The organism is Glutamicibacter sp. BS14 (genome assembly GCF_056934375.1).
This window is the reverse complement of sequence record NZ_CM167801.1, coordinates 2,381,848-2,394,471: the sequence shown is the minus strand read 5'-3', so window position 1 is coordinate 2,394,471 and position 12,624 is coordinate 2,381,848. Positions and strand designations below refer to the sequence as shown.

Annotated in this window: 11 protein-coding genes and 1 pseudogene; 3 read left to right on the top strand and 9 right to left on the bottom strand. The window is 58.8% G+C overall.

The window, feature by feature from the left end:
- On the bottom strand, positions 1-1,218 hold the full coding sequence (locus tag AC1Z36_RS11355) for a CapA family protein (protein ID WP_105661375.1): 1,218 nt from the start codon (positions 1,216-1,218) through the stop codon (positions 1-3).
- A 76-nt stretch (positions 1,219-1,294) separates the two neighbouring features.
- Here AC1Z36_RS11355 and AC1Z36_RS11350 point away from each other — a divergent pair, with 76 nt between their 5' ends.
- Both AC1Z36_RS11350 and AC1Z36_RS11345 read left to right on the top strand, forming a co-directional pair.
- Positions 1,295-3,307, top strand: coding sequence for a M3 family metallopeptidase (locus tag AC1Z36_RS11350; protein WP_483561260.1), 2,013 nt, complete (start codon positions 1,295-1,297; stop codon positions 3,305-3,307).
- Complete coding sequence (locus tag AC1Z36_RS11345) at positions 3,307-4,074, top strand: GNAT family N-acetyltransferase (RefSeq protein ID WP_105661377.1); 768 nt, start codon at positions 3,307-3,309, stop codon at positions 4,072-4,074. Before AC1Z36_RS11350 ends, AC1Z36_RS11345 begins: the two co-directional genes overlap by 1 nt.
- Before the next feature lie 73 nt (positions 4,075-4,147).
- Here AC1Z36_RS11345 and AC1Z36_RS11340 read toward each other — a convergent pair whose 3' ends face one another.
- The gene (locus AC1Z36_RS11340) at positions 4,148-4,708 is read right to left on the bottom strand and encodes a dihydrofolate reductase family protein (protein WP_133833317.1); all 561 of its coding nucleotides are present in this window, start codon (positions 4,706-4,708) and stop codon (positions 4,148-4,150) included.
- Between AC1Z36_RS11340 and AC1Z36_RS11335 the strand changes: the two genes are divergently transcribed.
- Complete coding sequence (locus tag AC1Z36_RS11335; protein ID WP_286172092.1) at positions 4,707-4,835, top strand: hypothetical protein; 129 nt, start codon at positions 4,707-4,709, stop codon at positions 4,833-4,835. The genes AC1Z36_RS11340 and AC1Z36_RS11335 overlap by 2 nt on opposite strands.
- Positions 4,836-5,625: 790 nt before the next feature.
- On the opposite strand, the gene AC1Z36_RS11330 is transcribed toward AC1Z36_RS11335, so the two are convergent.
- The 7 genes and pseudogenes from AC1Z36_RS11330 to AC1Z36_RS11300 all read right to left on the bottom strand — a co-directional run bounded on the left by AC1Z36_RS11330 (position 5,626) and on the right by AC1Z36_RS11300 (position 12,559).
- Entirely contained in the window at positions 5,626-6,486 is an 861-nt protein-coding gene (locus AC1Z36_RS11330) for a tetratricopeptide repeat protein (RefSeq protein ID WP_286172090.1), read from the bottom strand.
- A 15-nt stretch (positions 6,487-6,501) separates the two neighbouring features.
- Positions 6,502-6,642 (bottom strand): annotated as a pseudogene (locus tag AC1Z36_RS11325) (DUF4236 domain-containing protein); the annotation flags it as partial.
- A 686-nt stretch (positions 6,643-7,328) separates the two neighbouring features.
- The gene (gene pdxS, locus AC1Z36_RS11320) at positions 7,329-8,231 is read right to left on the bottom strand and encodes a pyridoxal 5'-phosphate synthase lyase subunit PdxS (protein ID WP_105658267.1); all 903 of its coding nucleotides are present in this window, start codon (positions 8,229-8,231) and stop codon (positions 7,329-7,331) included.
- Between the two features lie 197 nt (positions 8,232-8,428).
- Positions 8,429-9,043, bottom strand: a complete 615-nt coding sequence (locus AC1Z36_RS11315) for a hypothetical protein (protein ID WP_483561259.1) — start codon at positions 9,041-9,043, stop codon at positions 8,429-8,431.
- Between the two features lie 154 nt (positions 9,044-9,197).
- Positions 9,198-9,764, bottom strand: a complete 567-nt coding sequence (locus tag AC1Z36_RS11310; protein ID WP_105661379.1) for an HIT family protein — start codon at positions 9,762-9,764, stop codon at positions 9,198-9,200.
- Positions 9,765-9,787: 23 nt separating this feature from the next.
- Positions 9,788-11,803, bottom strand: a complete 2,016-nt coding sequence (thrS, locus tag AC1Z36_RS11305) for a threonine--tRNA ligase (RefSeq protein ID WP_105658264.1) — start codon at positions 11,801-11,803, stop codon at positions 9,788-9,790.
- A 120-nt stretch (positions 11,804-11,923) separates the two neighbouring features.
- The gene (locus AC1Z36_RS11300; RefSeq protein WP_105658263.1) at positions 11,924-12,559 is read right to left on the bottom strand and encodes a winged helix-turn-helix domain-containing protein; all 636 of its coding nucleotides are present in this window, start codon (positions 12,557-12,559) and stop codon (positions 11,924-11,926) included.
- Between the last annotated feature and the right edge of the window lie 65 nt (positions 12,560-12,624).

Sequence of the window (12,624 nt, the reverse complement as noted above, 5' to 3'; positions counted from 1 at the left end):
TCAGTCCAGCGTCCACTCTCGAAGTCCGTCGTCGAATGCGCCATAGGCATTCACTGTGGCCTCGCTGCGCTTCAAGGAGGCTTTTGCTTCATCTTCCCGTATGCATCCAGCAGCATCGAAGACTTGGCACCAGGCCACAGGTTCATTTGAGAGCTGGTGCGGTACCCACCGCAATTCGCTGACATCCCATTCGCCGGGCGCTCCCTGGGTAAACGTTGCCTTTACGCTGATGCCTTCGCGGTTGAGAATGGTTGGTGTGGCGTGTTTTGCCACGGAATTGCCCAAACCGTAGACGATCCAGGTTCCGTCGTGCTTCTCAATGGGCAATACCGAGTGGGTGTGGTGCATGTAGATGAAATCGAAGACACCGGACTCTGCCAAGGCTCGACCGAGCCTTTTCTGGGACGCTGTCGGTTCGGTGCTGTATTCAGCCCCATCGTGCACGGCAGCCACGACGATGTCCGCTCCCGCCTTGCGCGTTGCCTTGCCCCTGGCGATCAGTTGCTGCGCATCCACCCCGGTATCGACTTGCCAGTCAGCTTCTTCCGGCAAGCCATTGAGCGAATAGGTGCTGGTTACTACACCGAGCTTCACGCCTTCCATGTCCAGGATCGATGGCTTCTCGGATTCTTTTTCACTGCGGTAGGAGCCGGTCGCGAAAAGCCCATTCGCTTCCAGAGCGTCCAGCGTTCGCTCTACTCCGGCCGTCCCGGCATCTACCGTGTGATTGGTGGCGGTGGTGCATCCGTCGTAGCCAATTGCGCCGAGGTCGGCCAGGATTCGATCTGGGACCGTGAACCGCGGATACCCCGAATACGGAGGGATGCCAATCGGTGTTTCCAGATTGCATAGCGCCACATCTGCGTCCTGGACATAGGGTGCCAGGCCCGCAAGCAAGGGGCTGAAATCGTAGTCCCCGCCGTTGCCCGTTTCCGCTCCAGCCGCTTGCTTCGCTTCATCCAATAGCTGCGGATGCAGCAGTACATCGCCGGTAACCATCAGCGATAGCTCTTCGGGCGCCGAAGGTGCGGCCGGGGCATCCGCTATGGCTGAACTCGGAGCCGGTTCCGGCGAGGCAGGAACGCTGGCCTGGACGGAAGGCTGCGGGGTTGCTGGTTCTGCGTGATCGCTTGGGACTGCAGAGCAACCGCCAATCAGCAATGCGGCCAGCAGCGTTGAGCTCAGCGGAAGAAATGCAGGCAGTGCACGTTGGGGCATGCATCGAGCCTAGCTCAGCTGGGCACCTGGGGTGTAAATGCAAGCTAAATCACGTTTTCCATGAAAACCTAGGCCTATGCAAAACCCGCTTCTGACTCCCAGTACCAGGCCCTACCAATGGCCAGCCTTCGACCAGCTCACCGCTGAGCATTACCTGGAGGCAGTCCGGCTCGGCGCAGCCGAACAGCGTGAGGAGCTGCAGCGCATCATCGACGATGCCCAGGCTCCCACTTTTGAGAACACTTTCTTGGCGCTGGAAGCCAGCGGGCAGACCCTGCGCCGTGCGCTCATGACGTATTTCGCGGTGATTTCCGCCCACGGCACCGAAGATCTGCGGGCGATTCAGTCGGAGATTTCTTCGATCTGGACTAGGCAAGAAGATGAGATTTACCTAAACCAAACCTTGTACTTGCGTCTACAAGCTTTGAATTATGAGGGTCTCCAGGGGGAAGATGCCCGTCTAGTGGAGCAAACGCTGAAGAATTTCCAATTGGCCGGCGCAGGCTTGGGCGACGCCGAAAAGGACCAGTTGAAGGCACTGAACGCCAAACTCGCTGAGCTTTCCACGCAGTTCGCTGACCTCGTCCTGGAAAATCAGAATGCCCACGCTGTGCACTTCGACGATGCTGAGGAACTCGCAGGTCTTTCCAGCCAAGCGATCGAGTCCGCTGCGCAAGCCGCCAAGCAAGCAGGCCACGCATCGGGATACTTGCTGACGCTGGTTTCGCCTACCCAGCAACCGGTCCTGGAGTCGCTCGCGTCAAGCCAGTCCCGCCGCAAGGTGTTCAATGCCTCGATCAGCCGTGGCACCGAGGAAAACGCGACCATTCATGTGGCTGCCGAAATGGCACAGCTTCGCGCTGAGCGCGCCGCTCTGCTCGGATTCGCCAACCATGCAGAAACCGTGCTCGCCCAGGCCACTGCACCTTCCACCGCTGCGGTGGAAGAACGGCTGGCCGAGCTAACCAAGGCCGCCACCGCAAATGCCCGCCAGGAAGCCCAGGTGCTGGGCAAGATCGCCGGTGCCGAAATCAACGCGTGGGATTGGAAATACTTCTCCAACCAGGTCTTGCGTGAGGAGTACTCGGTGGATTCCGAGGCACTGCGCAACTACTTCGAATTAGACCGGGTCCTGGTCGATGGCGTCTTCGCGACCGCTACCAAGCTGTTTGGCATTACCTTCAGCGAGCGGTTCGACCTTCCCGCCTACCACCAGGATGTTCGGGTCTTCGAAGTTTTCGACGCCGATGGCAAGCCGCTGGCGCTCTACACCGGCGACTACCTGACCAGGGATACCAAGAAGGGTGGTGCATGGATGACCAGCCTGCGCGATGCCGCTTCGTTCCTGGATGAGCGGCCGATCGTCACGAATACCTTGAACATCACCCCGCCTGCGCCGGGTGATCCGGTTCTGCTGTCCATGGATGAGGCAAATACGCTGTTCCACGAGTTCGGCCATGCGCTGCACGGGATGTTCTCCCGCGGAAAGTACGCTTCGCTTTCTGGCACCTCGGTCCCCCGCGATTTCGTGGAGTTCCCATCGCAGGTCAACGAGATGTGGATGCTCCACGAGGATGTCGTATCCGGTTATGCTATCCACCACCAAAGCGGCGAAGTATTGGACGACGCGCTGATCGAGAAGATCCGCGCGGCTTCACTATGGGGCCAGGGTTTTGCAACCACTGAGTACCTTGCCGCCAGTGTCCTTGATTGGGCCTGGCACACCATCAGCGCCGGGACTGTTATCGAGGATCCACTGCAGTTCGAACAGGACGTGCTTCAGGGCGCCGGCTTCGACTCCGCAATGATTCCGCCTCGCTACCGCACCGGTTATTTCCAGCACATTTTCGCCAATGGATACTCCGCTGGCTACTACTCCTACATCTGGAGTGAGGTGCTCGATGCCGACACTGTGCAGTGGTTCGAGGAAAATGGGGGCTTAATGCGCGAAAATGGTAATCGGTTCCGTGAGGAACTGCTTTCGCGCGGCAATACGCGCGATCCCCTTGAGTCCTACGAATTATTCCGCGGCCGCACCGCATTGGTTGAACCGTTGTTGCGCCGTCGAGGATTGGTGAACGCAGAATAATGACCACTATTGCCTCCGCACAGGAAGCACTAAGCCACTGGCATCAGGCACTTGCAGTCGCCACCGGCGGCAAGATCTTTACCACCCACGGATGCTCATGGGCATGGCAGCCAGTACGCAAGCGGCTGATCCTGCTGTTCCCCGAACAGCCAGAACAGGCGGGCCTGCGTCCGGCGCTAGCCGAAGGCCATCGGCTCGGCGCCCGGCGCGTGGAAGCTTGGGTTAACTCAGGCGCCCACGCGGATGAGCTGAGGGCGACCGGCTTCTCCGATAATGCCCAGGTTTCCTGGCATGCCGGCCCATTGGCCATTCCAATGGATCGTTGGACCGGCAAGATCCGCTTGGGCAATAACGTGCCTGAGGCCACGGGAGCTGATGCGGCCGAGCTGAATGTGACGAACCTTTGGCGCGAGACCAGCACCCAGCTCTCCAGCGGGCATCCGGCATTGCGCCGCGTCGAGCATGCCTTGGCCCGTACCGACGAGGGAGAGATCGTGGGCCGGGGCTTTGCCCAGCAGGGCCTGAACGGCCAGCTCATGGTGCATTCCTTGGCCGTAGGCAAGGAACATCGCCGCCATGGCGTTGGCACTGCCTTGCTCCATGGCCTGTCGCGATCAATGATCAATCCGCTGTCGCCGCCAGACGATGAGGTACCTCAGGAGCTATTGGCAGCAGCGACTCCGTCAAGTGCCGATTTCTTCAGTGCGAACGGCCTGAAGCTGCTGGGACGTGGACGCCATATGGTTCTGCGCTCCTGGAACCAGTAGCCAGCCAGTGATAACGAGAAAGCTCAGCCGGTCACGGGACGTTCCGTGACCGGCTGGGCTTTCTCGAATGGCCTTACCGCGATTTGTTGACTCGATAGACAAGCCGGGCGAAAGGTCCGGCTTGCCGCGCTTCAACCAGTTCGAGGCTCTCGCTGGAAATAGTTCGTGGCAATACGGGCGCACCCGACGATAGCGCGGCCGGGGCGATAGTCAATGCCAAGACATCGAGGGCATCGACATCCAGGAATTGCCCCAGCAGTTCACCGCCGCCAAGTACCCAAACATTCTTCTCCCCTGCGCTGTCGCGAATTACCGGCAAGAACTGCGCAACTGGCCCGTTCAGCAGCTGCACATCAGCCCCTTCTGGAATGGGCAGCTCCCTCGAAGTGAAGACATAGGTCTTGACCCCCGGATAGTATTCATGCCACTTTTGCGGATTTTCCATGAGCTGTTCATTCTCGATCATCCACATATAGGTGTTCGCGCCTTCGACATGCACACCAACGTTTTCAGGCAATAGTTCCGGATCAGGCTCTTGGGACCCCGGAACGTCAAAGAGCCATTGCAGGCTATGGTTCTCGTCGGCCAAGTATCCATTGAGAGTGACCGCGGCATCGAAGATAATCTCGCTCATGGCACATAGTCTGCCACAGGAAAATTGCTCACGGCTCCGGGTGCACTTCGCTACCGGCATGCCTGCTCCAGGGCTGCACCACCAGCAGGTCGCCATCGATGTCCCACCGGCTCCGGTCGAGCAGTAAGTGATCTGGTTGCGCCAAGATACTCGCGATTCCAGGCAGCGAATCTGGTTGGGCGGGGCCGGAGACGGATTGCTGCTCGTAAACGCACCACCTGGAATCAGTTGATTCATGCTGGCTGGGAAGAACACTTGGAGGCAAAGGCTAGATCGCAGTCTCGTGCCGTATCGGGCCCCTGCATCACTACCGGCAGCACAGAAGCAGCGAGGCCGAAGAAATGGACTGATCTGTCCACTTCTTCGGCCTCGTCATCAGCTACTCAGCGCAGTTCCTACCTGCCGCGCTCCGAAAGGCGGTGAGGCACTGGCACGTCGGCGATGTTGATGCCGTGGTGCAAGATTGAGCGGTGTCCAGCCTAGTCTGGAATCCTGATCCACTGGCTACTTTGTATGTGAGCTATGTGCGACGCAAGGATATTTTTCTTGGATACGACTCACTAGTACCCTTGCTCAGATCTCTTTTATGCCCAAAGTACCGACGAGCCTGTCGATGGCAAGCCGATTGTCGACAGGAGCGTCGACGGCTGGCCACTGGGATCCGAGTACTGCGGCGCTGAGGTCGGGTTGATTGAAATTTGTCTGCCATGGCTCTCGTACACGAGAACTTATAGGCGTTCGAGTGTGCACAGGGTGTCCCCGGTCGGTGGTTGAGTCGCTCTTTGCACCCATGCTGGCATCACCAACGACCGCAGCGAGGGTTCACATGGGCCCATTCTGCAATGATTGGACTGCTCCGGTCGAACCTTGGAACGAGTCGACACAGCATCCCGCTCGGAACCGTCAGTCAATTCAACTTAGTTCGCTACCTGCGTCAGAAGGTCCATCAAGCCAGAATACGTAGAGTTCTCCGCTAGGACGCGCTCATAGTCTTTACGGGCCAAGGCCTTCTTCCCATCCGCGGCGTAGCTCATCCCTCGCCCCACCAGCGCCAGATGCCGCAGCTCCGCTGGGCGCGACCTCATACGAAGTGCCTCTTTAAAAGCAGTACGCGCGGCCTCGTAGAAGCCTTGTTCCCGCAGCGCGGTGCCTCGTTGGATCAACAGGTAAGTGGACGGCTCATCATCGTTCGTGAGCCCGTCCGTCATGTTAATGATCTCTTCCCACCGGTCAGTCTCAGCGTAGAGTTCCGCGAGTGACACCGCCGCCACGGTAGTGGGTTCAAGGCCTTCGACGATGCTGATGGCTCGGTCTGCATTGCCTGCGTCCTGTTCCAACTCTGCCAGAATGAGGCCAAGCGTTTGGCGCTCCAACGGCAATGTGACGGTGACGCCCGTCGCAATCGGGACTGTGACCTCGCCGTCGGCCACATAGGAGATGAAGAACTTATCCGTTGCTGGGTCATAGCCTTCAGTCCACAGCCAGTCAAGAATCGCTCGCGATCGCTCGGCATCGCTGGCTGGTAGGCAGACTCGGTATAGTTCAACCATTGCTACCGACGGAGCTGCTTCTGGATGGTCCTTGCCAATTTGCTGGAGCATCGCAGAGTTCGCAGCGCCCTCGACTTGCTTGTACAGCTTCTTCTCCCATGCCGGAGCAAAGAGCCCAGGCTTGGGCTTCTTCGGTTTAGCCAGGGCCTGTGTGGTACGAGCGGCGGCGGTGGTACTGGAGGAGGCCTTGCTGGCACGTGAGCGCCCGCCGGCTTGGACGGTTTTCACATGAGAGATCCCCGTTCCGGGGATTCCGACCGTCCTGGTGACCCGACCAGAACTATTGGCGCTGATCCGAGCGCCTTTCACACCGGCGGAGAGCCCGAGGCTCTTCGTCGAAACGTTCATCCGCACGCCGGGCGCGATCTTGAAAGACTTCCGCATTCTGAAACCCAAGGGTCCCCCATCAACTAGGTCGGAGTTGCTGCCCGTATTGCAATCAGCCACACTGAACTGTAATTGCTCGTAAGTAGCGCGACGGGCAGTGACTTCAATTCGATGGTAATACGCCTAAACAGGCTTACCTCCCTGCTGAGCAGAATATTTCAGGCGGTCTTTTTTGCTCGAGGCTGTTCAATCAAGCTGGGGATAGTGCGGGGCATCATCAAGACCTCGAAGTACATGCCGGTCCTTTGCTCGATCGCGAAAGAGAATTTTGGCGATCTGTCTATGAGCTTCATCCGACAATTCCGCACGTGTCGCTAGGAACTGAGCGATTGACTCTTCAAGACTTCTTTGGATGTTCTTTCGGCGCTTTTTGATTTTCTTCGGGGCCGGGGTCTGGTGCGGACACTAGTCGATGAGCATTTCAACAAACGATTCCAACTACGCCAGGCCTGGAAGAGTAGTTACATCCATTAACATGCGAGGTGTCAAGGCCATCCGCGCCGCGCTCAATCTTGCCCAACGTCATGACCTCTATCGTATGGTTGTGGTCTCCAACTCTGGCCGTGACGGAGCACTTCTCAATCTTAGTCCACGGCACCAGCCCCAAATCGACCTCTAAAAACAAAGACCCACGCCACCAAATTCTCGGTGACGTGGGCCCGAATTGTCTGATACTTCAAGGCTTACCAGCCACGCTCCGAAAGGCGGTGAGGCACTGGCACGTCGGCGACGTTGATGCCGACCATTGCTTCACCCAGACCGCGGGAGATCTTGGCCAGCTCGTCCGGGTTGTCGAAGAAGGTGGTTGCCTTCACGATGGCCTCGGCGCGCTGCACCGGGTTGCCGGACTTGAAGATGCCCGAGCCGACGAACACGCCGTCGGCGCCCAGCTGCATCATCATCGCAGCGTCGGCCGGGGTGGCGATGCCGCCAGCGGTGAACAGCACTACCGGCAGCTTGCCGGTCTGCGCGATTTCCTTGACCAGCTCATACGGTGCCTGCAGCTCCTTAGCGGCCACGTACAGCTCATCTTCCGGCAATGCGGCCAGCTTGGCGATCTCTGCACGGATCTTGCGCATGTGCCCGGTGGCGTTCGAAACATCGCCGGTGCCGGCTTCGCCCTTCGAGCGGATCATTGCGGCACCTTCGTTGATTCGGCGCAATGCCTCACCGAGGTTGGTGGCACCGCAAACGAATGGAACGGTAAAAGGCCACTTATCGATGTGGTTCTCGTAGTCTGCTGGCGAAAGGACCTCGGACTCGTCGATGTAGTCGACGCCGAGGGACTGCAGGATCTGCGCCTCGACAAAGTGGCCGATGCGCGCCTTGGCCATTACCGGGATGGAGACCTCGGCGATGATGCCGTCGATCATGTCCGGGTCGCTCATGCGCGAGACGCCGCCCTGGGCACGGATGTCCGCAGGAACGCGCTCCAGAGCCATGACGGCCACGGCACCTGCATCTTCAGCGATGCGTGCCTGCTCTGGGGTGACTACGTCCATGATGACGCCGCCCTTGAGCATTTCGGCCATGCCGCGCTTGACGCGGTCCGAACCGACGACGGAGTTCTGGTTGTTCGTAGACATGGTGAGGAGGGGTTCCTTTCGACACTGCGGTGACTCGTTTTTGCCCCAGAATTTCGGGGATATAAGCGAGGTGGTACGCCAGTAATCGTAGGATCGCTTTGCTTTATTACCTCGCGTGTTGCGTCATAATTGGCAGATAGTAGATTTATCCACCAGTTACGAGTTAGTGCGTAACATTGGCAATCTCTACTAAACAACTAGTCAGAGTGCTTTTTGCCGGTGAATATTTGGCGTGACGCTATTGCATCCGACACTTGATATTTTGCTGGCTGACCGTAGCCTTCAGGATTAGCTGCTTCAATGCGCGCCACTTCCTCAGACATAAATTGCACCAGCGGAACGTCGCCGTTGATATCTTCGGCTACGGAGCGCAATTGCTGCGCATATGCCAGCAATCGCGGAGTGAAGTGTTTGGTGTAGGAGGGGTCCGGGTCGCTGGCACGCTGATGGACGGATTCAAAATTTTTGGCAAGGTCCTCGATTGCCGGTTTAACTGACTCCATCACCTGCACCAATGCCCGGTCCGCCGCTTGCGAGATCGCAACTAGGCTCAATTGGTAGTGGTGCTCGGTGGCCACAGCCGCCGCGAGCCGTTCCAGCGGATCCAGGGTATCGAGCCAACCGCGCAGGAACCTGTCGCAGTTGGCATCATGCTCGTAGCTCAGGTCTTCGAGCAGCTGATCAATCTTGCCGATTGAGTAGCGGGCTGCACCTTGGATGGCGAAACGCATTTCATGCTCGGATCCACTAATAATCCAGTCGCGGATTTCTTCGATGGTGCCGATTGGTTCAGGGGACCTGGGAAAATTCAACGATGCTCATTTCAGGAAGAAGTTGCTCCAACATGCCGCAACAGTCTATTTGGTCTTGCATTGCAGCAGGCCAACATCGTGGCTTTTGCATTAAATGACGTTGGGCCCGACAGAACATTTTCATGTTCTCTCGGGCCCAAGTACCAGCTATTGCCTAGTTCGGGGTTTCGCTGTCCCACGCTTCGGCAATGGCACTGCGAACCTCGGACAAGGTCTGCGGGATCGCCTTGGTCTGCGCGATGATAGGGAAGAAGTTCCCATCCCCGTTCCAGCGCGGCACGATGTGCTGATGCAGGTGCGCGGCGATGCCTGCTCCCCCGGCTTCGCCCTGGTTCATGCCCAGGTTGAAACCGGCGGGGTTGGAGACCTTGCGCAGCACGCGCATTGACTGCTGCGCCAGCGCTGCCATTTCTGCCGTTTCCTCCACCGTGATATCGGTGTAGTTGGGCACATGGCGGTACGGGCACACGAGCAGGTGGCCCGGGTTGTACGGGAACAGATTCAGGATCACGTAGCAGGTTTTGCCACGGTGCACGATCAGCGCTTCTTCGTCGGTACGCCCAGGACCGGCGCAGAATGGGCAACTGGCCTCATCCTTGACCTGGTCCTGCCCGCCCTTGATATAAGCCATCCGGTAGGGAGTCCACAGGCGCTGGAACGAATCCGGCACTCCGGCGAGTTCAAAGTCGTCGGTGACGGACCGGTCTGCTTGTTCCTGCATGCTTGGTGGACTCCCTATCAGAACTAGTTGTTGTTGTCGCGGCTCTTGATGGCTTCAACGATGCGGGCTACCGCATCGTCGACTGGAACCTGGTTCTCCTGGCTGCCATCGCGGAAGCGGAAGGACACGGCGTTTGCATCGGCATCTTCGCCGCCGGCGATGAGCACGAATGGAACCTTGTCCTTGGACGCGTTGCGGATCTTCTTCGGGAAGCGATCCGTCGAGTCATCCAGTTCCACGCGGACACCCTGCGCCTTGAGCTTGGCAACAACTTCACCGAGGTAGTCGTTGAAAGCCTCGGCCACTGGGATCGCGCGAACCTGTACCGGCGAGAGCCATGCGGGGAAGGCACCTGCATAGTGCTCGGTGAGCACGCCCAGGAAGCGCTCGATGGAACCGAACTTCGCAGCGTGGATCATCACTGGTTCCTGGCGGGAACCGTCGGCAGCCTGGTACTCCAAACCGAAGCGCGCTGGCTGGTTGAAGTCGTACTGCACGGTGCCCATCTGCCAGGTACGGCCGATGGCATCCTTGGCCTGGACCGAGATCTTCGGACCGTAGAATGCGGCTCCGCCTGGGTCGGCAACCAGTTCGACGCCGGATTCGGTGGCGACGCGCTCCAGCACGGCCGTAGCTTCATCCCACTGCTCATCCGAGCCGATGAACTTGTCCGACTCCGGATCACGGGTGGACAGCTCCAGGTAGAAGTCGTCCATGCCGAAGTCGCGCAACAGCGAGAGCATGAAGTTCAGCAGGTGCTCAACCTCGGCCGGTGCCTGCTCCTTGGTGACGTAGGAGTGGCTGTCGTCCTGGGAGAAACCGCGCACGCGGGTCAGGCCGTGGACCACGCCGGACTTCTCGTAGCGGTAGACGTGGCCGAATTCGAATAGGCGCAGCGGCAATTCACGGTATGAACGTCCGCGGCCGCGGAAGATCAGGTTGTGCATCGGGCAGTTCATGGCCTTCAGGCGGTATTCCTGGCCCTGCTTGGTGATGTTGCCATCTTCATCGCGCTCTTCATCGATGTGCAGCGCAGGGAACATGGTGTCCGCGTAGTACGGCAGGTGGCCCGAGGTGTGGAACAGCCCATCCTTGGAGATGTGCGGGGTGCCCACGTACTGGAAGCCTTCTTCGACGTGGCGGTCGCGCACGTAGTCTTCCATCTCGCGCTTGATGATGCCGCCCTTGGGGTGGAACACCGGCAGGCCCGAGCCCAGCTCATCGGGGAACGAGAACAGGTCCAGTTCGGCACCGAGCTTGCGGTGGTCGCGGCGCTCAGCTTCGGCCAGGCGCTCCTGGTAGGCCTTCAGGTCGTCCTTGGTTGGCCATGCGGTGCCGTAGATGCGCTGCAGCTGCTTGTTCTTCTCGCTGCCCAGCCAGTAGGCGGCAGCCGAGCGAGTCAGCGCGTAGGCGTTCTTGATCAGCTTGGTGTTCGGCAGGTGCGGTCCGCGGCACAGGTCCTTCCAGACAGTGTCGCCGGACTTGCGGTCCACGTTGTCGTAGATGGTGGTTTCGCCAGCGGCCACCTCAACGGTGACGCCTTCGCCGGAAGTGTCGGCGGAGTCGGCCTTGGCCAACAGCTCGCACTTGTATGGCTCGTTGGCCATTTCAGCCTTGGCTTCCTCCGGGGAAACTTCGCGGCGGACAAAGAGCTGGTTCTGGTTGATGATCTTCTGCATCATCTTTTCCAGCTGCTTCAAGTCTTCTGGGGTGAATGGGTCCTCGACATCGAAGTCGAAGTAGAAACCGTCGGTGATGTAGGGGCCGATTCCCAGCTTGGAGTCCGGGCGCAGCTGCTGCACAGCCTGGGCCATCACGTGGGCGGTCGAGTGGCGCAGCACCTCCAATCCTTCTGGATCATTGATGGTTACGCGGGTGACAGTGGTTCCGGCTTCCAGTTCGCGGGCCAGGTCGCGCAATACGCCATCGACGTGCATGACAACCACGTCTTTATCGTTGGCAAAATGCTGCAGACCGGTCGTTCCCGCGTCCACCTGTACCTGCTCGCCGTCAATGGTGAGAGTCAGCTGCTCGCTCATGAGATCGGGTTCTACCTTTCAATCTGTGATGGCTTCATAGCTTGTGGCATACCTTGGCCACAGCCAGCCAGAATCCAGTTTAGTTCAGGACCCCACCTCAGCGTGCGTTTACCTCGGGTTTTACGAAGATTGATCGCCCTCTTGTGACTCGTTCAACAGCGAATCTGCGTTGAACAGGCTCATGACATGCCAGATTTCACGATCGCCCGCGGGCTGCGAACTGGTGACTTTGCCGTTTTTCAGATCCTCGCGGAAAGCCGGAATCACTTCTTCCATGCGGCGCATGAGTTCGTCGCATTCATCTTGGGTAAGCATCAGGTTGCTCGTTTGCATCTGCGCTTTAATCTCCCCGGGCTCTTCGCCGCGATAGTGCCTTTCTGCATGCCGAAGCGTCGCTTGCAGGCGGCGTTGCTCGTCATGGACCACTTGGCTGAGGTAGGCATCCATGGCCGTCCCGGTCTGGTCCTCCGGGCGCTCTCCCACTTTGCCGGTCGTATAGCCGCGAGCCGCAGGTTTCCATACGCGGTCACGCCTATCGCGCGCCAGTTCCGGAACTTCAACGATCATGTCGGCTTTGGCCAGCTCACGCAGATGGAAACTGACCTTGTTCGCGGGTACGCCAAGAGCCTGCGCGAGGTCTGCCGCGCGTGCGGTTTCCATTGCCGAAAGCGCGTCAAGGATTTGCCGACGCAAGGGGTTTGCGATGGCCTTGAGCATGGGGGTGGTGAATGTGACCGGTGGCTCATGGTTGCTCATAAGCACAGCATAGCAATCCCACAAATAAAGTTGCGCAAATTCTATTGCGCAACTTTATTTGCGAA

Coding starts and splice junctions, on each gene's coding strand:
- AC1Z36_RS11355 (WP_105661375.1), bottom strand. CDS start 1,218: ATGCCCCAACGTGCACTGCCTGCATTTCTTCCGCTGAGCTCAACGCTG.
- AC1Z36_RS11350 (WP_483561260.1), top strand. CDS start 1,295: ATGCAAAACCCGCTTCTGACTCCCAGTACCAGGCCCTACCAATGGCCA.
- AC1Z36_RS11345 (WP_105661377.1), top strand. CDS start 3,307: ATGACCACTATTGCCTCCGCACAGGAAGCACTAAGCCACTGGCATCAG.
- AC1Z36_RS11335 (WP_286172092.1), top strand. CDS start 4,707: ATGGCACATAGTCTGCCACAGGAAAATTGCTCACGGCTCCGGGTGCAC.
- AC1Z36_RS11340 (WP_133833317.1), bottom strand. CDS start 4,708: ATGAGCGAGATTATCTTCGATGCCGCGGTCACTCTCAATGGATACTTG.
- pdxS (WP_105658267.1), bottom strand. CDS start 8,231: ATGTCTACGAACAACCAGAACTCCGTCGTCGGTTCGGACCGCGTCAAG.
- AC1Z36_RS11310 (WP_105661379.1), bottom strand. CDS start 9,764: ATGCAGGAACAAGCAGACCGGTCCGTCACCGACGACTTTGAACTCGCC.
- thrS (WP_105658264.1), bottom strand. CDS start 11,803: ATGAGCGAGCAGCTGACTCTCACCATTGACGGCGAGCAGGTACAGGTG.
- AC1Z36_RS11300 (WP_105658263.1), bottom strand. CDS start 12,559: ATGAGCAACCATGAGCCACCGGTCACATTCACCACCCCCATGCTCAAG.